Annotated in this window: 20 protein-coding genes; 12 read left to right on the forward strand and 8 right to left on the reverse strand. The window is 57.9% G+C overall.

The features are described 5' to 3' along the window. Positions 1-351: 351 nt before the first annotated feature. Both KK102_RS01850 and KK102_RS01855 read left to right on the forward strand, forming a co-directional pair. The gene (locus KK102_RS01850; protein ID WP_216356816.1) at positions 352-1,095 is read left to right on the forward strand and encodes a DeoR/GlpR family DNA-binding transcription regulator; all 744 of its coding nucleotides are present in this window, start codon (positions 352-354) and stop codon (positions 1,093-1,095) included. A 13-nt stretch (positions 1,096-1,108) separates the two neighbouring features. Beyond that, positions 1,109-2,176, forward strand: a complete 1,068-nt coding sequence (locus KK102_RS01855) for an oxidoreductase (protein WP_216356817.1) — start codon at positions 1,109-1,111, stop codon at positions 2,174-2,176. A gap of 93 nt (positions 2,177-2,269) precedes the next feature. Here KK102_RS01855 and cybB read toward each other — a convergent pair whose 3' ends face one another. Then, positions 2,270-2,800 (reverse strand): cytochrome b561, encoded by a 531-nt coding sequence (gene cybB / locus KK102_RS01860; RefSeq protein ID WP_126544620.1) that lies wholly within the window; start codon positions 2,798-2,800, stop codon positions 2,270-2,272. A gap of 190 nt (positions 2,801-2,990) precedes the next feature. Between cybB and gap the strand changes: the two genes are divergently transcribed. After that, a complete protein-coding gene (gap, locus tag KK102_RS01865) occupies positions 2,991-3,992 on the forward strand; it encodes a type I glyceraldehyde-3-phosphate dehydrogenase (RefSeq protein WP_216356818.1) in 1,002 nt (333 codons plus the stop codon). Positions 3,993-4,029: 37 nt separating this feature from the next. Here the strand turns inward: gap and aldA are convergent, their stop codons facing one another. Then, a complete protein-coding gene (gene aldA / locus KK102_RS01870; protein WP_216356819.1) occupies positions 4,030-5,469 on the reverse strand; it encodes an aldehyde dehydrogenase in 1,440 nt (479 codons plus the stop codon). A 198-nt stretch (positions 5,470-5,667) separates the two neighbouring features. Further along, on the reverse strand, positions 5,668-6,459 hold the full coding sequence (locus KK102_RS01875; RefSeq protein WP_126544617.1) for a YdcF family protein: 792 nt from the start codon (positions 6,457-6,459) through the stop codon (positions 5,668-5,670). A gap of 393 nt (positions 6,460-6,852) precedes the next feature. On the opposite strand from KK102_RS01875, the gene KK102_RS01880 reads away from it, so the two are divergent. The 5 genes from KK102_RS01880 to KK102_RS01900 all read left to right on the forward strand — a co-directional run bounded on the left by KK102_RS01880 (position 6,853) and on the right by KK102_RS01900 (position 13,190). Further along, positions 6,853-8,172: an MFS transporter gene (locus KK102_RS01880; protein ID WP_216356820.1), complete on the forward strand. Its 1,320-nt coding sequence runs from the start codon at positions 6,853-6,855 to the stop codon at positions 8,170-8,172. Positions 8,173-8,328: 156 nt separating this feature from the next. Next, the gene (locus KK102_RS01885; protein WP_216356821.1) at positions 8,329-9,981 is read left to right on the forward strand and encodes an MFS transporter; all 1,653 of its coding nucleotides are present in this window, start codon (positions 8,329-8,331) and stop codon (positions 9,979-9,981) included. 22 nt (positions 9,982-10,003) lie between these two features. Next, positions 10,004-11,086, forward strand: coding sequence for an HlyD family secretion protein (locus KK102_RS01890; protein WP_216356822.1), 1,083 nt, complete (start codon positions 10,004-10,006; stop codon positions 11,084-11,086). Next, complete coding sequence (locus tag KK102_RS01895; RefSeq protein ID WP_216356823.1) at positions 11,083-12,462, forward strand: efflux transporter outer membrane subunit; 1,380 nt, start codon at positions 11,083-11,085, stop codon at positions 12,460-12,462. The genes KK102_RS01890 and KK102_RS01895 overlap by 4 nt, the downstream gene beginning before the upstream one ends. A gap of 68 nt (positions 12,463-12,530) precedes the next feature. Then, a complete protein-coding gene (locus tag KK102_RS01900; RefSeq protein WP_126544612.1) occupies positions 12,531-13,190 on the forward strand; it encodes an O-methyltransferase in 660 nt (219 codons plus the stop codon). Between the two features lie 81 nt (positions 13,191-13,271). Here the strand turns inward: KK102_RS01900 and hrpA are convergent, their stop codons facing one another. Continuing rightward, on the reverse strand, positions 13,272-17,174 hold the full coding sequence (hrpA, locus tag KK102_RS01905; RefSeq protein WP_216356824.1) for an ATP-dependent RNA helicase HrpA: 3,903 nt from the start codon (positions 17,172-17,174) through the stop codon (positions 13,272-13,274). A 205-nt stretch (positions 17,175-17,379) separates the two neighbouring features. Between hrpA and azoR the strand changes: the two genes are divergently transcribed. Both azoR and KK102_RS01915 read left to right on the forward strand, forming a co-directional pair. After that, positions 17,380-17,985 (forward strand): FMN-dependent NADH-azoreductase, encoded by a 606-nt coding sequence (gene azoR / locus KK102_RS01910; RefSeq protein ID WP_010430882.1) that lies wholly within the window; start codon positions 17,380-17,382, stop codon positions 17,983-17,985. Between the two features lie 90 nt (positions 17,986-18,075). Further along, complete coding sequence (locus tag KK102_RS01915; protein ID WP_216356825.1) at positions 18,076-18,762, forward strand: RluA family pseudouridine synthase; 687 nt, start codon at positions 18,076-18,078, stop codon at positions 18,760-18,762. A 7-nt stretch (positions 18,763-18,769) separates the two neighbouring features. Here KK102_RS01915 and KK102_RS01920 read toward each other — a convergent pair whose 3' ends face one another. After that, positions 18,770-19,309 (reverse strand): DUF2058 domain-containing protein, encoded by a 540-nt coding sequence (locus KK102_RS01920; RefSeq protein ID WP_126544608.1) that lies wholly within the window; start codon positions 19,307-19,309, stop codon positions 18,770-18,772. A gap of 171 nt (positions 19,310-19,480) precedes the next feature. Here KK102_RS01920 and KK102_RS01925 point away from each other — a divergent pair, with 171 nt between their 5' ends. Continuing rightward, positions 19,481-20,455, forward strand: a complete 975-nt coding sequence (locus KK102_RS01925) for a DUF1852 domain-containing protein (protein WP_126544607.1) — start codon at positions 19,481-19,483, stop codon at positions 20,453-20,455. 26 nt (positions 20,456-20,481) lie between these two features. Next, positions 20,482-21,513, forward strand: a complete 1,032-nt coding sequence (locus KK102_RS01930; RefSeq protein ID WP_216356826.1) for a methionine synthase — start codon at positions 20,482-20,484, stop codon at positions 21,511-21,513. 42 nt (positions 21,514-21,555) lie between these two features. On the opposite strand, the gene KK102_RS01935 is transcribed toward KK102_RS01930, so the two are convergent. From KK102_RS01935 to KK102_RS01945, 3 genes are read right to left on the reverse strand one after another with little or no spacing between them, the layout of a single operon-like run. Then, complete coding sequence (locus KK102_RS01935) at positions 21,556-23,343, reverse strand: aryl-sulfate sulfotransferase (protein WP_216356827.1); 1,788 nt, start codon at positions 23,341-23,343, stop codon at positions 21,556-21,558. A 23-nt stretch (positions 23,344-23,366) separates the two neighbouring features. Beyond that, a complete protein-coding gene (locus KK102_RS01940; RefSeq protein WP_216356828.1) occupies positions 23,367-24,110 on the reverse strand; it encodes an ABC transporter ATP-binding protein in 744 nt (247 codons plus the stop codon). Beyond that, on the reverse strand, positions 24,107-25,675 hold the full coding sequence (locus KK102_RS01945; RefSeq protein ID WP_216356829.1) for an ABC transporter permease: 1,569 nt from the start codon (positions 25,673-25,675) through the stop codon (positions 24,107-24,109). Before KK102_RS01945 ends, KK102_RS01940 begins: the two co-directional genes overlap by 4 nt. Positions 25,676-25,845 lie beyond the last annotated feature (170 nt).

Here is a 25,845-nt window from a genome sequence, read left to right on the forward strand (position 1 = left end):
AGATTTTCAAAGAAGTGTCAATTTAGGTAATCAGCCGAGCTCATTCAATATTAAAATCCACATACAAAGCCATTATCAAAGCAAAAAACTAATTAATTTCACATAAATGGAATTAAATGCCAATCAATGGTTGTGTATTGGTTATATCACCCAAACAGTTAAATAAAACATAACGATAACATCGTGGTCACTATTCCAAACGCCTTGATGATGTTTGCTTAATAAAATTTCAATAGTTACGCATCTAAACTATCAGGTTTTCTTCCTGTTTTCGGCTAAACCTTCTCTTCCCTCCGCTCAGAAATGCTGTATTATGCGATTTATTGCGACATTTTGCAGGATTACCGCGTCATGCATAAAACTGCCCGTCAGAAGTACGTGCTCGATCTCATCATCGAGCAAGGCCAGGCCAGCATTACCGAGCTTGCTGAGAAACTGCAGGTTTCCGCAGATACCATCCGTCGCGACCTGACCGATCTGGAAAAACAGGGCCTGGCACAAAAGAACCACGGCGGTGCGATTGCGCTCGATCTCTCCGGCATGAATCGCCAGAGCAGAAATACCTTACTGCCTGAAACAAAACAGCGGCTCGGTAGAGCGGTGGCACAGCGCGTGCCGACCGGCTCCACGCTGTTTCTCGATGCCGGGAGCACGGTGATGGCCGTCGCCACTTTCCTTCAGGGCCCCCTGAAAGCGATCACCACCTCACTGGATATCGCCCAACATTTCAGTGACCGGGACGATATCGAGCTGATCCTGCTCGGCGGACAGTGGGACCAAAAGCAGCGCCTGTTCGCCGGAAGCGCTACCCTGTCCCTGCTGTCACGCTATCGCGCGGATATCGCCATTCTCGGGGCGTGTGCTATCCACGCGCAGCTTGGCTTAAGCGCGAGCAAAGAAGCGGATGCGGATGTTAAGCGGGCGATGCTCGCGGCAAGCCATGAGCACTGGATCGTCGCGGACCATATGAAATTAAACCACTGTGAACCCTGGCTGGTCGCCGGGGTAAGCGAAATTCATCAACTGTTTATAGACAGGCCCTGGGCTGAGCTTGGGGATACCGGCGCATTGCAGGTCACGGTGTGCGCGGACTAACGTGGAGAAGGTCATGAATAAAGCTAAGACAATTAACATTGCGCTGATCGGGTACGGATTTGTGGGTAAGACGTTCCACGCCCCGCTGATCCAGTCCATCGAAGGGTTAACGCTTGCGGTCGTCTCTTCCCGGGATGAAGAGAAAGTGAAACGCGATCTGCCGAACGTACTGGTGGTCGCTACCCCGGAAGAAGCCATTCAACACCCGGATGTCGATCTGGTGGTGATTGCCTCCCCTAATGCCACCCACGCGCCGCTGGCAGCGCTTGCCCTTAACGCTGGCAAGCACGTGGTGGTGGATAAGCCCTTCACCCTCGACATGCAGGAAGCCCGCGAGCTCATTGCCCTGGCGGATGAGAAACAGCGTCTGCTCTCCGTCTTTCACAACCGCCGCTGGGACAGCGATTTTCTCGGCATTAAGCAGGTGATTGAGGAAGGCCGTCTCGGCAAGGTGAAACTGTTTGAGTCACACATTGACCGCTTCCGCCCGGAAGTGCGCGTGCGCTGGAGAGAGCAAAACGTTCCGGGCAGCGGCTTGTGGTTTGACCTTGGGCCGCATCTGATCGACCAGACGCTGCAGCTTTTCGGGCTGCCGCAGTCGGTTCAGGGCAATATCGCCACCCTGCGCGACGGCGCTGAAATTAACGACTGGGCGCACGTGGTCCTGAATTACCCTGAACATAAGGTGATTCTGCACGCCAGCATGCTGGTGGCTGGCGGTACCTCACGCTTTACCGTCCACGGCGATAAAGCCAGCGTGGTGAAGGCACGCATCGATCAGCAGGAAGCACAGCTGCTGGCGGGTGTTATCCCGGGCAGCGAAATCTGGGGCGAAGACAGCGACGATATGGTGCTGTTTGATGCCGCCGGAGACGCGACGCGCCTGAAAACGCCGAAAGGCGATCAGCGCCAGTATTACATTAACGTGCGTGATGCGCTGATGGGCAAAATCGAGAACCCGGTTCATCCGGTTGAAGCGCTGGCGGTGATGGCGGTGCTGGAAGCGGCGGTGAAGTCATCCGAAACAGGGTCAACCCAGACGCTGGAATTAACGGCTGAAGAGCGTGCTCTGCTGCGTTAAAAAACAAGCCGGGTGGCGCTGCGCTTACCCGGCCTACAAAGGTTTCTGAATCGTATGCCCATGCAAGCGTAGCGCCGCCGGGCAATAAGCGGGCTACAGGCGTTTTTTAGGCATCATGCGCAGCAGCGTATTGTCTTTCCAGAAATAGTGATGCATCAGCGCCGCAAGGGCGTGCAGACCAATCACGAAATACCCCAGATTGGCCAGCGTGACGTGCCACTCTTTCAGCATATCCACCAGGTCAAAATTCCCTTCCGCCGCATGCGGCATCACCATACCAAAGGCAAACCAGTCATTACCCCGGTTATACATCATCACAATGCCAATCAGCGGTAATGCAATAAACAGCAGGTAAACGATCAGGTGTCCAAGGTGCGACAGGCCGGTGATCATCGCTTTCGGTTTTGGCTGAATCGGCGGAGCCGGGTATTTGAGACGAAGAAGCAGGCGCGCCACCATCAGCACCAGGATGGAGATCCCGCAGGAGACGTGGATCATGTTAATCATCGGGCGATCGCTTCGCGGAAAAAAGCCTCTGAACTCCATGGCGCAGTAGGCCACGATAACTAACAGAAACACCAGCCAGTGAATACCGATTTGCAGGCCTGTATATTTAGTACGCATGTGATTTCCTGATAAAAGACAAATACAGCGCCAACATAATCCGCTTTCCTTAAAAATTCATTAAGTTTTCTGTATGGTTTTTCAAATACTTCCCCGCGGATGAAGCATCTTCAATTGCCGTCAGGCGCGTCATAGTCTAAGCCTGGATGAGTTCAAACGGTCCCCTCAACATGTTCACCAGGAGAATACGATGAGTAAAATTGGTATTAACGGTTTTGGACGCATCGGACGCCTTGTCCTGCGTCGCCTTCTTGAAACCCAGGACAGCAACACCGTCGTCGCCATCAACGACCTCACCTCGCCGAAGGTGCTTGCCTATCTGCTCAAACACGATTCCAACTACGGCGGTTTTCCGTGGAGCGTGGATTTCACGGAAGACTCGCTGATTGTTGATGGAAAATCGATTTCGGTTTACGCCGAAAAAGAGGCTAAACATATTCCGTGGAAAGCGGCAGGCGTGGATATCGTCGTCGAATGCACCGGTTTTTATACCTCTGAAGAAAAATCCCGCGCCCATCTGGATGCAGGCGCCAAAAAGGTGCTGATTTCCGCGCCTGCGGGTGAGATGAAAACCATTGTGTTCAACGTGAATGACGACACGCTCGATGCCAGCGATACCATCGTCTCTGTCGCCTCCTGCACCACCAACTGCCTCGCGCCGCTGGCTAAAGCCCTGAACGATGCTTTTGGTATAAAGGTGGGCACGATGACCACCATTCATGCCTACACCGGGACGCAGGCGCTGGTGGACGGCCCGCGCGGGAAGGATCTTCGCGCTTCACGCGCGGCGGCGGAAAATATCATTCCGCACACCACCGGGGCTGCGAAAGCCATTGGTCTGGTGATCCCCTCCCTCAGCGGCAAGCTGAAGGGCCACGCCCAGCGCGTGCCGGTGAAAACCGGTTCGGTGACGGAGCTGGTGGCGATTCTGGAGAAAAAAGTGACGGTTGAGGAGATCCACGCCGCCCTGAAAAAAGCGACGCTCGGCAATAAATCGTTTGGCTATACCGATGAAGAGATTGTCTCTTCAGACGTGATCGGCTCCCATTATGGTTCGGTGTTTGATGCCACGCAGACCGAGGTGACCGAAGCCGGGGATGTGCAGCTGGTGAAAGCCGTTGCCTGGTATGACAACGAGTACGGTTTCGTCACGCAGCTGGTGCGAACGCTGGATAAATACGCGTCGCTGTAGCCTAAAATCCCCTCTCACCGGAGAGGGGATGTTCAGCTTAAGACTGCAAATAGACAACCTGCGTCTGCAGGTATTCATTCAGGCCATGTTTACCGTCCGCTCCGCCAATTCCTGACTTGCGCCAGCCCGCATGGAAGCCCTGCATGGCTTCAAAGTTCTCGCGGTTGATATAGGTTTCGCCGAACTTCAGCCCCTTAATCGCTTTCATCGCCACGTTCAGATCGCGGGTATAAACAGACGAGGTCAGCCCGTAGTCGCTGTCGTTAGCCATCTTCAGCGCCTCTTCCAGCGTGTCGAAAACCACGACCGGCAGCACCGGGCCAAAGGTCTCTTCATGCATGATGGCCATCTCCTGTCGCACATCCAGCAGCAGCGTTGGCGGATAATAGTACCCTTTCCCCTCAACGGCGCTGCCGCCGAGCGCGACTCGCGCCCCTTCCTGGACCGCACGCGCCACCTTCTGCTGCACGCGCTCAAGCGCGGCGGCGTTAATCAACGGCCCCATCGCAATATCGGTGCGTTCTGCGGGATTACCAAACTGCACCGCCTTCATCGCCTCGCCCAGACGGTTGACGAAACGGTCGTAAATGCCTTTTTGTACGTAAACGCGCTCGGCGCAGTTGCAGACCTGCCCGGTGTTGATCACGCGGGAGTCCACAATGGCTTTCACAGCCAGCTCCAGATCCGCATCGTCCATCACAATAGCGGGCGCTTTGCCGCCCAGCTCAAGCGCCACTTTGGTGATGTTTTTTGCCGCCGCCGCCATGATCTTCTCACCCGCCCCCACGCTGCCGGTCATGCTGACCATCGCCACCTTCGGGTTCCCCGCCAGCTCCTGGCCCACGGTTTCCCCGCGCCCCAGAACCAGGTTGAAGACCCCTTTCGGCAGACCGATCTCATCAACAATTTTGGCGAATGCGAAGGCGTTATTCGGCGTGAACTCGCTGGGTTTGATCACGATGGTATTGCCGGTAATCAGCGCTGGCGCGAGCTTGCGGGCAATCAGGAAGAACGGGAAGTTCCACGGCAAGATCCCGGTGGTCACGCCCAGGGCGCGTTTAAAGACCAGGATATTCTCCCCCGGACGGTCGCTCTGGACGATTTCGCCTTCGTAGCGTCGCGCCCATTCGGCCATATAGTCGATGTAGTCTGCGGTAAAGTTCACTTCAACTTCTGCCAGCTTCTGGATTTTGCCGCCCTCAGCGACAATCAGCGCGCTGAGTTCGCTGACGCGTTCGCGGATCCCGGCAGAGATTTTACGCAGCCAGCCGGCGCGTTCTATGGCGGGTAAAGCTTCCCAGTCAGGCTGGGCACGCTCGGCGGCGTCGATGGCTTTGCGCGCATCTTCGGCACGACCATCGGGAATACGGGAAATGACCTCTTCTGTGGCCGGGTTGATCACATCAATCCAGGCATCACCCTGCCAGGCAACAAACTGTCCATCAATATACATAGGATGTTGTACGGGTACCGTCATGACCTGCTCCTGTAATTACACTGTTTTTGACAAGTAAATGCATTGTTAAAAACTATAATTCCAGGGAGGATTTCCTATCCTATGAGGCTGTTTTTGTGAGATATCTCAAAAAAGAAACGGGTCAGCCAATCCATTCAATCACAAACTTGCAACATTAAATGCCCGTTTGCGTAAAACCTGTCGCAAACGGGCAGAGGGCTACAGCAGAGAACGGCTGACCAGCGCGTCGGTGAGGATGGCGTCATTGCGCAGAATGGCCCACGCGTTCTCCACCTCGTCAGGAATGTCCACGTGCGCAATGAAGTCTCGCCCCGCCGGGCCGTAGCCGTTAATGTCGTCCCGCAGGCGCGGCAGTTCCCCCAGCACCAGCGACAAATAGCGTTCCACCGGCCAGAGCCCTTCGCTACCGCCGCTAAACGCAAGGCCGTCTTCACCGTTTTGCAGCACCGGCGTTACGCCGGGATGGCTAATCCATTCCGGCGTAACGGCCTCGTCCCGGCAAACGCGGGCAAAGGTCGCCATCGTGCGGCGCTGCATGGTCGGGTCCTGTACCACGAGGACGCGCCCGGCGTTCAGGGCCTTTTGCTTCATCATGTGCCAGCTAAACCGGGCGTTCTCGCCGCAGTTCGTTGACTGATCGTCTATCAGGATTTTGTCTGCCGGAATGTTCCAGAACTCACGCGCGATATCGGCGAGGATTGCCGCCTCTGCCCGTCCGGTGGTGGGAAGGGTGTTATAACGCGGATGCTTCGCCACCGCGGCATACAGGAAGGTGGTTGAGTGCCCGATACCGCCGCTGATCAGCAGCGGGACGTTCTGTTCAGCCGCAATTCTACAGGCCGCATCAATCGCAGGGATAACCGCATTCCCCGCCAGAATGACGATATCAACAGGCGGGACGCGTCGATCGTCCTGCGCAAGCCACGCCCCGACGGTGTTGACGGCATTCAGAGTGGATCCAGGCAGACATGGAAAAAGTGCCAGCGTCATCGTTACCTCCTTACAGCATTTAGGTTCAGAGTACTGCACGCGTCGCGGCTGAACAGGGGATCTCTCCGAAAGCCAAAACGCCCGTTATTCGGCATTTCTGTCATTTTTTTGAAATAACCAGAAACATCCAAAAACAATTGGGTTGCACCTGCAGGTTATGCTTTTGATTATCCGACTTACAAAACATCATGCCAGCCAAACCGCCGACAAAAAGCACCAGCCGCTGCTTAATTCACCGTGATCTGACCAGTCTCGCCCGCCCCTCACTTGCCAAACACAACATCCAACCCTAAGTTGCTTAACAATTTTACAACCTTTTTCATTCCTGCGGGTTGCACCTGAAGCGCGCCAGGTGACACCGCTTTCACCCTCTACGTGGCGGAGCTTCGGGTCATGACACAACATGAAAGTACGACAGCGGTTTTACGAAAAAACAAGAAGGTGTTAATTGCCAGCCTCACCGGCAGTTCCATTGAATGGTTTGACTATTTTCTCTATGGCACTGCCGCCGCGCTGGTGTTTAACAAAATTTTCTTCCCGATGGTCGACCCGGTTATCGGGCTGATCCTCTCCTATCTCTCGTTCTCGCTAACCTTTTTTATCCGCCCCATTGGCGGTGTTCTCTTCGCCCACATCGGGGATCGTATTGGGCGCAAAAAAACGCTGGTGCTGACGCTGTCATTAATGGGAGGTGCAACCGTCACGATTGGCCTGCTCCCCACCTACGACATGATTGGCATGTGGGCACCCGCCCTGCTGATCCTGATGCGCATCATTCAGGGCATGGGCATTGGCGGTGAATGGGGCGGCGCGCTGCTGCTGGCCTACGAATATGCACCTGAAAAACGTAAAGGCTTTTTCGGCAGCATTCCTCAGGCGGGCGTGACCATCGGCATGCTGATGGCGACCTTTATTGTCTCGCTGATGACGCTGTTCAGTGAGGAAGATTTCCTCTCCTGGGGATGGCGCATCCCGTTCCTGCTCAGCTCAGTTCTGGTCTTGATCGGGCTGTGGATCCGTAAGGACATCGACGAGACGCCTGATTTCCAGAAAGTAAAACAAACGGGCCAGGTGGCGAAAGCGCCCCTGCGCGATACCCTGAAACACCACTGGCGTGAAGTGTTAATTGCCGCCGGTCTGAAGGTCGTCGAAACCGCCCCGTTCTATATCTTCTCGACGTTTGTGGTGAGCTATGCCACCACCACGCTGACGTACCAAAAATCTCAGGCGCTGGAAGCCGTGACGCTGGGCGCGCTGGTTGCCACCATTATGATCCCGCTGATGGGGCTGCTCTCCGATAAAATAGGTCGCCAGCGCATGTACGCGGTCAGCGTCTTCGTGCTCGGCTTGTTTATCGTCCCGTGGTTTACGCTGCTCAATACCGGCACGACCTGGGGAATTGTCCTCGCCACCGTCATCGCGTTTGGCGTGCTCTGGGCGCCGGTAACGGCGGTGCTCGGCACGCTGTGCTCTGAAATTTTCAGCGCCAACGTGCGCTACACCGGCATCACCCTCGGGTATCAACTGGGGGCAGCGCTGGCAGGCGGAACCGCCCCACTGATCGCCACCGGTCTGCTGGCGAAATACGACGGCGACTGGGTGCCGGTAGCCTGGTATCTGGCGGTGACGGTCGTTATCTCGCTGATCGCCATTTTCTGCGCCAGCCGGGTCAAACCAACACCCGCCGTCCAGGCGCAACCTGACCACATCTGAATATCCAGCGGCCCTCCCGGGCCGCTCTTTTTGTTCAAGCGTCCCCTCAACATTTGATTAACATGCGATAATCATATTCACTTGAATTATGATTTGCGTCAGACGTAGAATCATTAGCCCTCTAATCATTACATTTTTTCTAAGGTAAACAACGCTATGCGCCTGCCCGAACGCGATCCTTATGCTCCTCGCGAGTGGCAGCCACATGAGAAGCCCGCCCTGCTGGGTTCCCCCTCCACCCCGGAACACCCTACGCCAAAGCGGATCGCTTACGGCGTTGTCGGCCTGCTGGTTTGTCTGACGGGGGCGCTGGGTAACGCGGTCGTCACCGCCAATCTGCAAAACCTTCAGGGCACTTTCGGGGCGTGGTCAACCGAGATCGCCTGGCTGCCCGCCGTGTACGTGATGACCAACGTTTCCATCAACCTGCTGCTGGTGAAATTCCGTCAGCAGTACGGCCTGCGCGCCTTTACGGAAGGTTTTCTGGTGCTGTATGTGCTGGTGACCTTTTTCCACCTGTTCGTGAACGATCTCAGCTCCGCGCTGATGGTGCGCGCCGCGCACGGCATGGTGGCCGCCGCGCTGAGCTCGCTGGGTATTTACTACCAGATCCAGGCGTGGCCCGCGAAGCATCGCCTGAAAGCGCTGACGATTGGCATCACCGGCTCGTCGCTGGCAATCCCGCTGGCGCGCCTGTTTTCGACCGAACTGCTGCAGCTGGACGAGTGGCGAGGGCTCTATTTCTTCGAACTGGGGCTGGCGCTGATCTCCCTGGCCTGCGTCATCGCCTTAAAACTGCCGCCGGGGGACAGGCGCAAGGTCTTTGAGAAAAAAGACTTCATCACCTTCTTTTTAATGGCCCCGGGAATGGCCCTGATCTGCGCCGTGCTCTCTTTAGGCCGTCTTGACTGGTGGTTCGAAGCCCCCTGGATCGGCTGGTCGCTGGCGCTCTCGCTGGTGCTGATTGTCTCCGCCATTGTGTTCGAACATAACCGCAGCAACCCGCTGCTGAACACCCGCTGGCTTTCGAGCGGCAGCATCGTCCGTTTAGGGCTGATCATGCTGCTGATCCGCATCGTGCTGGCCGAGCAAAACACCGGGGTCATCGGCTGGCTGCAGTACGTGGGGTTACAGAACGAGCAGATGACCCACCTGGCGTGGTCCATTTTCGCCGGGATTGTCTGCGGGATCGTCACCAGCTGTCTTACCATCAAGCCGACGAAACTGGCGTGGCCAATCATAACCTCTCTGGCGCTGATGATTATCGCCTCGCTGCTGGACAGCCATTCCAACAGCCTGACCCGGCCGGATCAGCTGATGTTAAGCCAGTTCCTGCTCGGCTTCGGCAGCGCCTTCTTCCTGGCCCCCGCGATGCTGGCAGCCATCGGTGGGGTCATCGCCGACCCGCGCAATCTGGTCAGCTTCTCGGTGATGTTTGGCATGAGCCAGAACATCGGCGGCCTGCTGGGTTCCGCTATTCTCGGCACCTTTCAGACCTGGCGCGAGAAGTACCACTCCAGCCTGCTGGCCGACCAGCTCACCACGCTGAACCCGCTGGTGAATGAACGCATTCAGGCTTACACCCAGATGTACCAGAGCCTGATCGGCGACAGCTCGCTTTTGGGGACGCAGGCGATAACGCAGCTGCAAACGGTCACCGCGCTCGAGGCGAATATTCTGGCTTACAACGATACTTACCTGCTGACGGCCAGCATCGCTGCCGCCACCCTGGTCTGGATTTTATGGCGCCTGTTGCGCCTGCGCATCACTGCCCGTATGGCGCTGAAGAACGCCACCGGCAACAAATAATTGAACTATTTCTGGAGAGTTTATGAGTCAGCAGGATGCCGCCAAAGAGCAGGCCAACACCCGCAAAAATGTGCGCATTGTTTCCGTATTCACCGCCGCCGCTATCGGTGTTGTCGGCGTGCTGGTGATCCTGTACGCGTGGCAGCTGCCGCCGTTCACCCGCCACGCACAGTTTACCGACAACGCCTACGTGCGCGGCCAGACGACGTTTATCAGCCCCCAGGTGAATGGCTATATCACCGAGGTGAACGTTCAGGACTTTGTGCAGGTTAAAAAAGGCGAGGTGCTGTTTCAGATCGACGATCGTATCTATCGACAGCGCGTCCATCAGGCCGAGGCGCAGCTGGCGATGAAAATTGCCGCCCTGAACAACAACCTGCAGCAGCGTAAAAGCGCCGAAGCGACGATTGCCAAAAACGACGCCGCGCTGAAAAACGCCCGCGCCCAGAGCCTGAAAACGCAGGCGGATTTAAAGCGCGTGAAAGAGCTGACGTCAGACGGCTCGCTCTCGATTCGCGAGCGCGACGCGGCGCTGGCCAGTGCAGCTCAGGGTAGCGCCGACATCGACCAGGCGAAAGCGACGCTTGAGATGTCGCGTCAGGATCTGCAGACGGTGATTGTCAATCGCGGTGCGCTGGAGGCGGATGTCGAAAACGCGAAAGCGGCGCTGGAGCTGGCGCAGATTGACCTGCAAAACACCCGCATTATCGCCCCGCGCGACGGTCAGCTCGGCCAGATTGCCGTACGTCTGGGCGCTTATGTCACCGCCGGGACGCACCTCACCACGCTGGTTCCGCCGCAGCACTGGGTAATCGCCAATATCAAAGAGACCCAGCTCGCGGAGCTGCGCGTCGGACAGCCTGTCAAATTCACCGTCGATGCCCTGAACGACAAAGCGTATCAGGGCCGCGTGGAGAGTATTTCGCCTGCAACCGGGGTTGAATTCAGCGCCATCACGCCGGATAACGCCACGGGCAACTTTGTTAAAATCGCCCAGCGTATCCCGGTGCGCATCGAGGTACTCGGGAAACCGGAAGAATCCGCGCTGCTGCGTCCGGGTATGTCGGTACAGGTGACGATTGATACGCGGGAGGCGAAGCAATGATCCTTCGCCCGATAGCCGCGCTGGTGGCAGCGGTCATGCTGGCCGGATGCCAGTCCGTCGACGTCAAGCCGGCGCAGCCGACGCTGCACATCCCCGCCCAGTGGCGCGCCGCGTCGGGGCCGAACAGCCCGGCGGAGCAGCTCTGGTGGCGCAATTTCCACGACAGCAACCTGAACCGCTACGTGGACCAGGCGCTGAAAAACAACAGCGACGTCCTGATTGCCCGCGAGCGGATAAACGAGTATCAGGCGCGAGTTTATGCTGCGGACGGCAGCCTGTTCCCGTCCCTGGATGCGGGCGTAACGGGCACGCGCGCCCGCTCGCAGTCTGCCGCGACCGGGCTGCCGGTCTACGGGACGTTGTACAGAGGGAGCCTGACGGCGAGCTATGACGTTGATATCTGGGGCGTCAACCGCAGCACCGCCAATGCCGCCGAGGCCTCGCTGGAGGCGCAAAAAGCCGCCGCCGCTGCCGCGGATTTGACCGTCGCGTCTTCCGTTGCATCCGGCTATGTCACCCTGCTCTCGCTTGACGAACAGCTGCGCGTGACGGAGTCCACGCTGAAATCGCGCGAAGAGGCATTTAACCTCGCGAAACGTCAGTTTGAGACGGGCTACAGCTCGCGTCTGGAGCTGATGCAGTCGGATTCCGAACTTCGCTCAACGCGGGCGCAGGTGCCCGTGCTGCAGCACCAGATTGCGCAGCAGGAGAATGCCCTGAGCCTGCTGCTGGGAAGCAATCCCGGCGCGGTGGCACGCAGCGAAAGCTTTGCGGCGCTGACGCCGCTGACGCTGCCGTCACAGCTGCCTTCTACGCTCCTGAATCGTCGACCGGACATCGTTCAGGCTGAACGTCAGCTGGTGGCGGCAGACGCGACGCTTGCCGCGTCACGCGCCAGCCTGCTGCCGTCGATCAACCTGACCGCAACCGGATCGGTCCAGGATCGCACCCTGTCAGGCTTACTGGATAACCCACTCCAGCTGTGGAGCGTTGGCGGCAGCATTCTTGCGCCGCTGCTGAACCGTCAGGCGCTGAATGCGCAGGTGGATATTTCCCAGTCCCAGCGTAACCAGGCGCTGTACAGCTACGAAAAAACCGTGCGTAACGCGTTTGCTGAGGTGAATGACAGCCTTGATGCCATTACGCGCTATCAGGAACAGCTGACGGAGCTGCTTGCACAGCAGGATGTGGCGCAGGAGACGCTGCGCATTGCGCAGAATCGCTATCGCAACGGTTATTCCTCCTATCTTGACGTGCTGGACGCGCAGCGCACGCTGTTCTCGGTTCAGACCAGCGTGGTGCAGGTGAAAAATAACCTGCTGCTGGCGCAGATTGATTTGTATAAAGCGCTGGGCGGCGGCTGGGTCAGTGCCTGAAACATTTCACCCCGTAGGCCGGGTAAGGCGCAGCCGCCACCCGGCAATCCCTCTCAAGGAGTCAATCTATGCAACAACAGTGGTCTGCAGTAGATAATTTCATGATTTCTTCGCTTATTCCTGACGATGACGTACTCAATCAGGTACTGGAAAACAACAAACGCGCCGGGCTGCCCGAACACGACGTAGCGGCCAATCAGGGGCAGCTGCTGGCGCTGTTCGTGCGCATGACGCAGGCAAGGCGCATTCTTGAGATCGGGACGCTGGGTGCCTATAGCGCTATCTGGATGGCGCGCGCCCTGCCGCCGGACGGAAAGCTGATTACGCTTGAGGCCGATCCCGCGCATGCCAGCGTTGCGCGCCAGAATATTCATCTCGCGGGGCTAAACGAACGTATTGAATTAATTGAAGGCCCGGCCCTGAGCTCGCTGGAGAATTTCGGTGACGTTCCAGCGTTCGATCTGATCTTTATCGATGCCGATAAGCCAAACAATCCCGGCTATCTGGAGTGGGCGCTGCACTATTCCCGCCCCGGCACGGTAATCATTGGCGATAACGTGGTGCGCGACGGCGAGGTCATTAACGGGCAAAGCGACGACGCGCGCGTGCTGGGCGTGCGGCGTTTTATTGAGATGATGGGGGATAACCCGCGCTTAACCGCCACCGCGCTGCAAACGGTGGGGATTAAGGGTTGGGATGGGTTTACGCTGGCGATTGTAGAACGATAACCAGCCGGGTGGCGGCTACGCCTTACCCGGCCTACATTTCGCACCCGTAGGCCCGGTAAGCGCAGCGCCACCGGGCAAGGTTTAACCGGAAATCTGCTCCATCGCCTGCAGGATACGTTTATCCGAAATCGGATACGGCGTACCGAGCTGCTGGGCAAAGAAGCTGACGCGCAGCTCTTCGATCATCCAGCGGATCGCCTGCACGTCTTCATCGTCGCGGCGCGCGGGCGGCAGCTTGTTGAGCCACTGCTGCCACGCCTGCTGCACGCTCTCCACTTTCAACATCTGCGCGCGATCGCGGTGCGGATCGACCGCCATTTTCTCCAGACGTTTTTCAATCGCCTGCAGATAGCGCAGCGTATCACCCAGACGGTTAAAGCCGTTGCCGGTGACAAAGCCGCGATAGACCAGTCCCGCCATCTGTGCCTTCACGTCAGACAGCCCCAGCGCCATGGTCATATCCACGCGCCCCTTCAGGCGCTTATTGATGTTGAACACGGCGGTAAGGATCTGCTCGACCTGTTTGGCAATCTCTACCACAGTGTCGTTCAGCTCCGCGCGCACCTTTTCGTGAAGCTGAGCAAAGCCCTCTTCCGTCCAGACCGGGCCGCCCGCCTCGTGGATCAGCTTGTCCACGCCGCAGGAGATGCAGTCGTCAATGAGATCCAGCACCTTGCCGTACGGGTTAAAGTAGAGCCCCAGCTTGGCCTTGTTCGGCAGCTTCTCGTGCAGATACTTGATCGGCGACGGGATGTTGAGCAGCAGCAGGCGACGCAGCCCGCGCCACATCATCTGCTGCTGTTCCTGCGGGTTATCAAAGAGCCTGATCGCCACGCTGTCGCGCTCGTCCACCAGCGCAGGCCAGGCTTTGACCTTATAGTTACCGCGCTTCTGCTCGTAGCTTTCCGGAAGCTGGCCAAAGCTCCAGATGTGCAGCCCGCTCTGCTCGATGCCGTCGTCCGCCACCGCAGACAGCGTTTCCTGAACTTTACCCTTCAGGGCATCCTTCAGCTCGGTTAGCGAACGACCTTCCTGCAGCTTTCTGTTTTTATCGTCCACCACGCGGAAGCTGATTTTCAGGTGATCGGGCACCTGATCCCAGTTCCAGTCCTCACGGTCGATGGTGGTGCCGGTCATGCGGCGGAACTCGCGCTCGAGCGCGTCCAGCAGCGGCAGCTCCAGCGGCGTGACGCGGCCCAAAAACGCTTCCGCGTAATTTGGCGCAGGCACAAAGTTGCGGCGCACCGGTTTCGGCAGAGATTTGATCAGCGCAATCACCAGCTCGCGGCGCAGGCCGGGAATTTGCCACTCGAAACCGCTCTCGTCCACCTGGTTTAACAGCGGCAGCGGAATGTGGACGGTCACGCCATCCGCGTCGGCCCCCGGCTCGAACTGATAGGTCAGCCGCAGCTTGAGGTTGCCCTGATGCCAGAAGTTCGGGTAGTCGAGTTTGCTGACCGACTCCGCCCCCTCCTTAATCAGCATGCTCTTTTCGAAGTTGAGCAGGTCCGGCGTCTCTTTGCTGGCCTTCTTCCACCAGCTGTCGAAGTGGCGGGCAGAGATAACATCGTGGCTGATGCGCTGGTCATAAAACTCAAACAGCGCCTCGTCGTCCACCAGAATGTCGCGGCGGCGGGACTTGTGCTCCAGCTCCTCCACTTCGGCGCGCAGCTTCAGGTTTTCACGGAAGAAGGCGTGGCGCGTCTGCCAGTCGCCCTCCACCAGCGCGTGGCGGATAAACAGCTCGCGGCTGAGCGCCGGATCGATCTGGCTGTAGTTCACCTTACGCGCGGCAACCACCGGCAGGCCATAGACGGTCACTTTCTCGGTCGCCATTACCGCGCCCTGCGCGCGCTCCCAGTGCGGTTCACTGTACGAGCGTTTCAGCAGGTGCTGCGCCACCGGCTCGACCCATTCCGGATCGATACGCGCGGCAATGCGCCCCCACAGGCGGCTGGTTTCTACCAGCTCGGCAACCATGGTCCACTTCGGCGGTTTCCTGAACAGGCCGGAACCGGGGAAGATGGAGAAACGGGCGTTACGCGCGCCGGTAAATTCCTGCTTGTCCGCATCCTTCATCCCGATATGGGACAGCAGGCCGGTCAGCAGCGCGATATGGATTTCGCGGTACTCCGCCGGCTCGCTGTTAACCGGAATGCCCAGCTCTTTCACCACCTGGCGCAGCTGGGTGTAGATATCCTGCCACTCGCGCACGCGCAGGTAGTTGAGGAAATCCACGCGGCACTGGCGGCGGAACTGGTTCGAGGAGAGCGCTTTCTGCTGCTCGCCGAGGTAGTTCCACAGGTTCACAAAGGCGAGGAAATCGGACTCTTTGTCGTGGAAGCGGCGGTGCTTTTCGTCAGACGCCTGCTGTTTGTCCATCGGACGCTCGCGCGGATCCTGAATGGAGAGCGCCGAGGTAATGATCATCGCCTCGCGCACGCAGCCGTGTTTCTGCGCTTCCAGCACCATACGGGCCAGACGCGGATCGACCGGCAGCTGGCTGAGCTGACGGCCCAGCGGCGTCAGCTTATAGGCCGTCGCCTGTTCGTCGGTGGTGATCGCTCCGAGCTCTTCCAGCAGACGTACGCCGTCCTGAATGTTGCGTTTGTCCGGCGCTTCGACGAACGGGAACGCCGCGATGTCGCCCAGCCCCAGCGCGGTCATCTGCAGGATAACGGACGCCAGGTTGGTACGCAGAATTTCCGGGTCGGTAAATTCCGGGCGCGACAGGAAATCGTCTTCGGAATAGAGACGAATACAGATCCCTTCCGACACGCGGCCGCAGCGGCCTTTACGCTGGTTGGCGGAGGCCTGAGAGACCGGCTCAATCGGCAAACGCTGGACCTTGGTGCGGTAGCTGTAGCGGCTGATGCGCGCCGTGCCCGGGTCGATCACGTATTTAATCCCCGGCACGGTCAGCGAGGTTTCCGCCACGTTGGTCGCCAGAACGATGCGGCGTCCGCCGTGCGGCTGGAACACGCGGTTCTGCTCGCTGTTTGACAGGCGCGCGTAAAGCGGCAGGATCTCGGTGTGGCGCAGGTCGCGCTTGCTAAGCGCATCGGCGGTATCGCGGATTTCACGCTCGCCGCTCATGAAGATCAGGATGTCGCCCGCGCTTTCGTTGCCCAGCTCGTCGACGGCATCGAAGATGGCCTGCAGCTGGTCGCGCTCGGTGTCGTCCGCCTCTTCAACAATCGGGCGATAGCGCACCTCTACCGGATAGGTGCGTCCCGAGACTTCGATAATCGGCGCATTGTTGAAATGCTTCGAGAAGCGCTCCGGGTCGATGGTCGCGGAAGTGATGATCACTTTCAGATCCGGGCGACGCGGCAGCAGCTCCTTCAGATAGCCGAGCAGGAAGTCGATGTTCAGGCTGCGCTCGTGCGCTTCGTCAATGATGATGGTGTCGTACTGCATCAGCAGGCGATCCTGCTGGATTTCCGCCAGCAGAATACCGTCGGTCATCAGCTTAACCATGGTGTTATCGCTGACGTGGTCGCTGAATCGCACCTTGTAGCCAATGCAGCCCCCCGGCTCCGTTTGCAGCTCTTCGGCAATACGGTTCGCCACGGTACGCGCCGCCAGACGACGCGGCTGGGTGTGGCCAATCAGCCCTTTCAGGCCGCGTCCCAGCTCCATGCATATTTTCGGCAGCTGGGTGGTTTTCCCCGAACCGGTTTCCCCCGCGACAATGACCACCTGGTGGTCGCGGACGGCCTCAAGGATGTCCTGTTTTTTCTGACTGACGGGCAGGTTTTCCGGATAGCTGATCGCCGGGCGTGCGGCTTCGCGCAGCGCAACTTTCCCTGCCGCCTGTTCAATCTCTTTCGCCATCTCCTGGTAAATGGCCTGTTGTGCATCAGGATTTTTAACCTTCTTCACCCCGTGCAGACGGCGCGCAAAGCGCTGTTTATCGCGCAGCATCAGGGAATCAAGCTGTTGCAGGAGCATCGGGAAGGTTAATTTTTGTTGTTCTGTCATAGCGTTAAAGGGCAGTACACGCCCTGATAAACTCTCTTTTTAATGATTGCTATAGAGTACCACATTGACGCCTTTCGCGCCTTATTCAAAAAATTCGAACATAGACTTCGATATATTGCGCTATCTCTGTGGCAGGATTGTGAATAGAGTGTCAACAAGCAACGGGGCAACCCCCTTCAATCAAATGCAACAACAGGAATCACCCATGAGCAAAGTATTAGTTTTGAAATCCAGTATTCTGGCAGGGTACTCTCAGTCTGGTCAGCTGTCTGATTACTTCGTTGAACAGTGGCGTGAACAGCATTCTGCTGACGAAATCACCGTGCGTGACCTGGCTGCAAACCCGATTCCTGTGCTGGACGGCGAGCTGGTTGGCGCGCTGCGTCCAAGCGATGCACCACTGACTCCGCGTCAGCAGGAAGCCCTGGCCCTGTCTGATGAACTGATTGCAGAACTGCAGGCGCACGACGTTATCGTCATCAACGCCCCAATGTACAACTTCAACATCCCTACCCAGCTGAAGAACTACTTCGACCTGGTGGCGCGTGCGGGTGTGACCTTCCGTTACACCGAAAACGGCCCTGAAGGTCTGGTGAAAGGCAAGCGTGCGGTTGTACTGACCAGCCGTGGCGGTATTCACAAAGATACCCCAACCGATCTGGTTGCGCCGTACCTGACCCTCTTCCTGGGCTTCATCGGTATCACCGACGTGAACTTCGTGTTCGCTGAAGGTATCGCTTACGGTCCTGAAGTGGCGACCAAAGCGCAGACCGATGCGAAAGCAGCTATCGACGGCTTCGTCGCAGCCTAAGAATTCCCCCTCTCACCGCCAGGTGGGAGGGTTTTTCTTTTCCCCCGCTTTTCGTTATCATCCGCTCCCACTCTCCAGCCGGGCGGCCTGATGTCTGCAATCGTCGATAATTTTATTGCCCCACCTTGTCTCGATGAGATTGACATTCTCTGGCAGGACGAGCACCTGCTGCTAATCGATAAACCTTCCGGCCTGCTTAGCCTGTCGGGCAAAAACCCGCAAAACCTGGATTCCGTTCATTACCGTCTGGTGCAAAACTTCCCGGGCTGCACGCTGGTGCATCGCCTTGATTTTGGCACGTCCGGTTTAATGGTGATTGCGCGTAATAAAGCGATTAACGCCGCACTTTGTTATCAGTTCAGCCAGCGCGCCGTGAAGAAGGTGTATAGCGCCCTGCTGTGCGGACATGTTGAAAATGACGAAGGGGTGATTGACGCGCCGATTGCCAAAGACCCGGCGCTGTTCCCGCTGATGTCGATTTGCGCCGTCACGGGCAAACCGGCGCGCTCCCGCTACCGGGTTATCGAACGTTTTTATCAGACGACGGGGTTACCGTTGACGCGGGTTGCGCTCACGCCAGAGACGGGGCGTACCCATCAGCTGCGCATACACTGCCAGCAGCTGGGTCACCCTATTTTGGGCTGCGATCTGTATGGCGGTCTTGACGTGCCGGGCGCTGAAACGACGCCGCGGCTGATGCTGCACGCCAGCGGGCTGGATTTTGTGCATCCGGTGAGCGGCGAGACGATTAACGCCCGACACGCGGCTCCGTTTTAGACAGGGTTTACCACATCAAATCGTCAGGGATTTTGAAGTCCGCGTACGGATCGTCTTCGTCCTGCTCTTCCTGGCTGAGCGCGCTGTTTAACACGATGCTATCGGCATCGCGCTGGGCAATTTTATCGGCCACCACTGCCGGAATGATCGCGTAGTCGCAGTCACCGTTAGCATTGAGCACCAGGCGCGCAATCGCCAGACGGCCGTTGATCAGTTGGGTCTGCGTTTGCTTATCGACTTCAATCTTTTTAATCAGCGTACCGTCGGTAAAGTTAAAGGTGATGTTGCCTTTCGCCACGGTGATGCGGTTCATCTCAATCAACTGCTTCACCTGCGCCTTAAACTCTTTCGCCAGCACCGCCTGTTTCTGCTGCTCGCTCAGCAGCTTGTCGCGCTCAAGCTGCGCTTTCTTGTTCTCTTCGACCGCTTCACGGGCCTCACGCGCCTGAACGCGTGATTTCTTTGCCGTGCGCTGCACTTTCGCCACTTTCTTGCTGCTGACGAGGCCCGCTTTCAGCATCTGCTCTTGTAAGGTGAGTTTTGTCATGATTGTTTCTAAACCGGTTGGATATTTTGGGCAGTATAACGTGAAGTGCGCCGTTCATGAAGTTCGCTCATGTTGCATTGAAATTAAGTCACTTCCCCTCTGACACTGGCTCAGGCATAAATTATGCATTGATAACTTCCTGGCAACATGAACTTAGGATGCATAACCACAATGAGTAAAGCTTTTACATTTAGCCTTAAGCGCAGTTGCTTCGATGAAAATTACAACCCGTCAGAAAATACGCGTACCACCACCAACTTTGCTAACCTGGCGCGCGGCGAAAAGCGTCAGGAAAACCTGCGCAATACGCTGGTGATGATCAACAACCGCTTCAACGCCTTAGCGCGCTGGGATAACCCTAAAGCCGATCGTTATGCGGTTGAGCTTGAAATTATTTCCGTTGATATGAACATCGATGGAGAAAATAGCTTCCCGGCCATAGAAATATTGCAGACGTTCATTGTCGACAAGCAAACCCATGAGCGCATCGAAGGCATTGTCGGGAATAACTTCTCTTCCTACGTGCGTGACTATGACTTCAGCGTATTGCTGCTCGAACATAATAAAGATCGCTCAACGTTCAGCATCCCGGAGAACTTTGGTGAATTGCACGGCAACATCTTCAAGCACTTCACCCGCTCTGCTGAATACAGAGAAAACTTCAAAAAACCGCCGGTGATCTGCCTGAGCGTCTCCAGCAAAGATACCTACCACCGTACGGGCAACACGCACCCTGTATTGGGAATTGAGTACCAGCCGGACGGGACATCACTGACTGAACAATACTTTGGCAAGATGGGCCTGAAGGTGCGTTATTTCATGCCTGAGAACAGCGCTGCGCCTTTTGCCTTTTATTATTCCGGTGATTTGCTGGCGGATTATACAAATCTTGAACTGATTGGAACGATCAGCACCATGGAAACATTCCAGAAGATTTACCGCCCTGAAATTTATAATGCGAACTCGACCGCCGGACAGTGCTATCAGCCTGATCTGAATCAGCAGGATCATTCATTAACGAAAATTGTTTATGACCGTGAAGAGCGCAGCCAGTTAGCGATTCAGCAGGGCAAATTTACGGAAGAACAGTTTATTAAGCCTTACAAACAACGTCTTGAGCAGTGGTCTCATAACTTCACGCTTTAATTAACCGATAATAAAGGTCTTCTATTATGAAAACATTGCTCCCGACATCAACGGCTGGCAGCTTACCTAAACCAACCTGGCTTGCACAACCTGAAACGCTGTGGTCCCCGTGGAAACTTCAGGATGATGAATTACTGGCGGGTAAGCAGGATGCGCTGCGTTTATCCCTCGATGAACAGCTCCGCGCGGGCATTGATATCGTCAGCGACGGCGAGCAGACCCGCCAGCACTTTGTTACCACCTTTATTGAGCACCTGAGCGGCGTCGATTTTGAGAACCGCCAGACGGTGCGCATTCGCAACCGCTATGACGCAAGCGTGCCGACCGTGGTTTCAGCCGTTGCGCGTCAAAAGCCGGTATTCGTGGACGATGCGAAGTACCTGCGCCAGCTGACGGACAAGCCGATCAAATGGGCGCTGCCGGGCCCGATGACCATGATCGACACGCTTTACGACGCCCACTACAAAAGCCGCGAAAAGCTGGCCTGGGAATTTGCCAAAATTCTCAACCAGGAAGCACGCGAGCTGGAAGCCGCAGGCGTCGATATCATCCAGTTTGACGAACCTGCCTTTAACGTCTTTTTCGACGAGGTCAACGACTGGGGTATCGCCGCGCTTGAACGCGCCGTTGAAGGGCTGAAGTGCGAAACCGCGGTACACATCTGCTACGGATACGGCATCAAGGCCAATACCGACTGGAAAAAGACGCTCGGCTCCGAGTGGCGCCAGTACGAAGAGGCTTTCCCTAAGCTGCAGACCTCAACCATCGACATCATTTCGCTGGAGTGCCACAACTCGCGCGTGCCGATGGATCTGCTGGAGCTGATCCGCGGCAAAAAAGTGATGGTGGGCGCGATTGACGTGGCGACGAACCATATCGAAACGCCGGAGGAAGTCGCCGATACGCTGCGTAAAGCGCTGCAGTTTGTCGATGCCGACAAGCTTTATCCTTCCACCAACTGCGGAATGGCTCCCCTTTCCCGTCAGGTTGCTAACGGCAAGCTGAGGGCGCTGAGCGCAGGCGCAGAGATCGTTCGCCGTGAGATTTTGGCAAAATAATCTCGCCCTTCCCGGGAGAGGCTCACTCTCCCGGGTATCGCATTATTCACTCACGCCTTGCAACCACTCACCGACGCTTTCTACCGATTGCTGCGCAGGCGCACGCGAGACCGGCTGACCCTGCCTGAGCACCAGCAGCGTGGGCAAACCGCGCACGCCAAGCTGGCTTGCCAGTTCCGTGTTCAGATCGGCGTCCAGATAGCGGGTATCAAACCGCGCCGTCAGCGGAATCAGCTTCTCGTTCGCCAGCAGTTGCCAGAGCCTGCGGCAGTGCACGCAGCGCTCCGCCCCGACAAACAGCAGTATCGGGCCATCGCTTTCCAGCTCGCTCGACGCGCTCACCGTTTTAAACGCGCTTTCCGCCACGCGGAACAGTTTTGGGCTGCGGCGAAGGGTGTCGTTATCCGTCGCGACGCATAGCGCATCGGCGCTTTTACTGTAGGGCTTCACGCCTGCGACCCGCACAACGCTTTGCGCCGGGCCAGCCGCCGCCGCGCCAGGCTGGCGTAAGGTTCGAACATCCACCGGGACTATTGGCGTTTCTAGCGGCTGAGGAAGCTGCGGGATCCAGGCATAAGGAATGCGGTACGCGCGGTAAACCATGTTGTTGTTGAGCGTCTTGCCCCAGAACGGCGACACGTACTCCCAGACGATTTCATGATTGCGAGTCACTTCAAAAATGCGCCCGTTGGAGCCTTCATTAATCAGGGTATTGCCGTTTTCGAGGCGCTGCATATTGCTAATGTACGGGCTATAAAAACGGTATGAATCGGTTGGCTGGGGCAGATCCGCTTCATACGGCGAGTAGCGCCACTCGATATCCAGCGTCACAGGGTTAATTTCGAGGATCCGCGAATAGTCGCGCCAGGCGTTTTTCACCCCGTCCGCCGAGGCCGGGTTTGGCGCGCCGTATCCGGCCCAGCCCCCGTTATCGAAAATAAGGATATTGCCTGCGCCGGGCAGCCCCTGCGGGATCATGTGCGCGTGGTGCTGGCCGATGATCCAGCCGATGTGTTTTAGCGCTGGCGTGCTGTAATCCGGGCCAAGCTGCCAGACGATGTTGCCGCTCTGCTTATCGATGATGGCGATGATGTTGGACTCGCGGGCGTCCCAGATGATGTTGTCAGGGTGGAAGCGGCTGTCTCCGGCGTCATACCATTTATTCGGCCCCAGCGTGGACATCGAGTTGATATGCATCCAGTCGCCCATTCCGCCGCCGCTGGCGCGCATGTTGGGGTTATTGTAAAGCGCGGTGCGTGCCGCATCGTCGAAGCCCAGCTCCTCAAAATGATCGCTGCAGCGCCATTCCCAAACCACGTTTCCCTGCCAGTCGACCTCAATAATGGTGTCGTCCAGCAGAACCTTGTCCGATATCGCCTCGTTGACCAGGTTGGTGTGGGCGAGAATCAGGGTATTCCCCCCTTCGACCTGCGGCTCCAGCCCCGGCGCGTAGTAGCCAACCGGATTGCCCGCGCGCTGATAGTCGTGGTGCGCCCGCGCCATCCAGCGGGTTTCATTGCCGGGGTCGCTCACGTTCTCATAGCGATCGAAGGACCATGTCACATTGCCTTCCCAGTCCACCTGGATCAGGTCGAGCATATCCTGCATGCCGTAGCGCGGGTCGCGCTCGCCGCTGTGTCCGAGGATCGCCCCGCCGGGCAGGATTTTGTTGGGGAAACCGTGAAGCTCTGGCCATTCGCGCACCACGGCGCCGTTCATGTCGACCAGCACCGCGCCATGCTCGGTGGCCTGGAAAAGGGTATAGCCGCTCCACGCGCGCGCAGGATCGTAAAGCGTCGCGCCGGTGGGGAAAACGGAAGGATGTCCCATGTATTGCTCCTTAGTGAAGGTTATCAGGCAGAGGTAATAAGAGTGCGAATATGGCGGCAGGCGTCGGTGAACGCGGCGTCGTCACGCTGTCGCGGATGCGGCAGCGCAAGGCTTACCACTTCGCGTATGCGGCCGGGACGTGGGGAAAGCACCACGACCCGGTCAGCCAGGGCGACCGCTTCTTCGACGTCATGGGTCACCAGCAGCGTGGTGGTTCCCTCGCTTCTGTGAATCTGCAAAAGCGCCTGCTGCAGGGTGTGACGCGTCAGGGCGTCGAGCGCGCCGAACGGCTCGTCCAGCATCAGAATTTGTGGGCGGGCAACCAGGCCGCGAGCAATGGCGACGCGCTGGGCCATCCCGCCGGAAAGCTGCGCGGGGAGCGCGCCCTCGAACTCGGCGAGCTGCACCCGCGCCAGCATCTCCCGCGCGCGCTGGCGTTTGGCGGCCCGGCTCAGTTTTTCATCTGCCAGCCCCAGCATGACGTTGTCGATCACACTCAGCCACGGGAACAGCCGGGGCTCCTGAAACACGATGCCGCGCTCTTTGCCCACGCCGGTGACCCGCTCGCCGCTGATGCGGATTTCCCCCTGCGTCGCCTCTTCAAGGCCGACCAGCATGCGCAGAAGCGTCGACTTACCGCAGCCGCTGCTGCCGACCAGCACCACCAGTTCACCGGCAGCGATGTCGAGACTAAAATTTTGCAGCGCCGTGACCTGCTGCCAGGTTTTACGCACGTGTTGAAATGAGACCAGAGTTTGGGCGGTCATGATGGCTCCTGTTGGCGCCAGCGGGTGGCGCGAAGTTCCAGTAAACGTCCGGCTTTATCCAGCGCTGCGCCGGTGAGACCGACCAGCACCATGCCGCAGAGAATGGTGGGCATATCCAGCAGCTGCTGGGCGTTAATCATCAGGCTGCCGATCCCGGCGCCCGAGGACATGAAGTATTCCGCGCCAATGTTGCCAAGCCAGGCGTAGATCATCGCCAGCCGCAGCCCGGCGAAAATGCCGGGCGCCGCGCCGGGAAGGATCAGCATTCGCAGGCGCGTCAGGCCGCCTAAACGCAGCACACGCGCCACTTCGTCCAGCTGCGGGCTGCGCTGCAGCACGGCCTGAAGGGTGCTAAAGAACATCGGAAAGAACGAGGCCAGGGCGATAAAGACGATTTTGCCGACGTTATCGTTGCCTACCCACGCGGTCAGCAGCGGTAGCCACGCAAAAAGGGCTATATGGCGCAGCACGTTGAGCGATGGCGTCACGATCTGCCCGGCGCGCGGCCGCAGCGCCAGCAGTAATCCGCAGAGCAGGCCAGCGGCAATACCCGCCGCCCCGCCCGCAAAGGCGCGCCCAAGGCTCGCCAGCATCGCCGCCGCCAGCTCCCCGCTCGCCGCGCCCTGCATAAAGCGCTCGGCGACCGCCAGCGGCGAAGAGAATAGCGCCCCGTCAATCCATCCCCTTCGGCTAGCCAGCTGCCACAGCGCCAGCAGCAGGATCGGCAGCTGCAGCGCCTGCCAGCTGGCCTGCGGTTTCCAGGCAAGACGCCCGACGGCGGGCTGGGGCCAGAATACCAGCCGGGAGAAGGCCCGATTCGCCGCCCACTCCATCAGCATGCCGCTGAAGCCCACCACCGCAATGGTGACGAAAACGATATCCAGCTGGAAAAGCTGGCGCCCCCAGACCATCAGGTAGCCAATGCCCTCCGACGAAGCGAGCAGTTCAACAACGATCAGCGACACCCAGGCCTGAGAGAGCGCCAGCCGCAGGCCGGTAAACCAGCCGGGCAGGCTGGCGGGGATCACCAGCCAGCGAAGACGCTGCCAGCGTGAAAAGTTCATCACCCTGGCGGCCTCGCTCAGGGTATGGGGCACGCTGGTTACCGCCTGCTGCGTGTTAATCGTCATCGGCACGATGGTGGTTTTGATGATTACCGCCAGCTTCAGGCCGTTATCGATCCCGAACAGCACCATAAACAGCGGGATCCACCCCAGGGTCGGGATTTGCGCCAGCGCGTAAAACAGCGGCTCCACGCGACGCGCCGCACCGGGAACCAGGCCGAACAGCGCGCCCAGCAGCGTGCCGGCGAACGCGCCTGCCAGCAGGCCCAGCAGCAGATGCTGCAGGCTAAACGCCCACTGGGAGAGAAGGTCTCCGGCCAGGAGCGAGAGCGCCGTGTCGGCGACCGCCGAAGGCGCGGGTAAAATTTGTTCCGGCATCCAGTGGCGCTCTGCCGCGATGGACCACAGCAGCAGCAGTAGCGCGGGCAATATCCACGGCCAGCCGTTCAGTCGTACTTTCTGCCTTCCGGATGAGCCCGTTTTTAAAATTATCTGCGACATAGTGATTCACGTTTAAACCCGTCATGCCGCTATAAAAACCCGTCCCGTTCCCCTTCGTCATTGCGTTACGCGAATAATCCCGATGCAACAAATGCATTTCAGCCTGCCGGACTCGCGGGCGCTGATTTAGCTCATTTTCACCTGTCCTTTTCCAATAAAAGCATTTAACA

Origin of the sequence: Enterobacter quasimori (assembly GCF_018597345.1) — a bacterium.
Lineage (GTDB): Bacteria > Pseudomonadota > Gammaproteobacteria > Enterobacterales > Enterobacteriaceae > Enterobacter > Enterobacter mori.